The 402-nt window shown below is 59.0% G+C and carries 1 pseudogene; it reads left to right on the top strand.

Annotated elements, in window-relative coordinates:
• Window positions 1–369, top strand: a pseudogene (locus ALO43_RS08200) (hypothetical protein); the annotation flags it as partial.
• Window positions 370–402 lie beyond the last annotated feature (33 nt).

Below are 402 nucleotides of genomic sequence, written 5' to 3'. Positions count from 1 at the left end.
GCTCAGGACGGTTTTGGCCTGAATGAAACACAGTTGGTCTGCCTGCTGTTCTCACCTTTCGTGAACCAGGGCGACGGCCTGGAAGATTTTCTGCGCCGCTGTCATTCCGGCATGCTGGTAGCGCTGCCGGATCTGCACAAGGTGCTGTCAGGCTCGACGGCGCCTGATCAGGTCGTGCAGTGGCTGGTGGAAATCAGTGGCTTGAGCCTCAGGGAACTGCAGAACCTCTACCGCAAGCAACGTGTGGATTTCGACGACGAGCACTCAATCATCGCCAGAATTCGCGCCGCGGACCCTGACAAACGCCGGGTCATGAGCGTAGATCCGATGACCGGTCAGGCGGTGGCGCACGTGCTCTCCGGGCGCTGAACATGAAAAACAACGCCGATTTCGCCTATCAGG

This window comes from Pseudomonas tremae (assembly GCF_001401155.1).
Taxonomy (GTDB): Bacteria; Pseudomonadota; Gammaproteobacteria; order Pseudomonadales; family Pseudomonadaceae; genus Aquipseudomonas; species Aquipseudomonas tremae.
The sequence above is the reverse complement of the archived record's forward strand: the minus strand, read 5'-3'. Positions and strand labels throughout refer to the sequence as shown.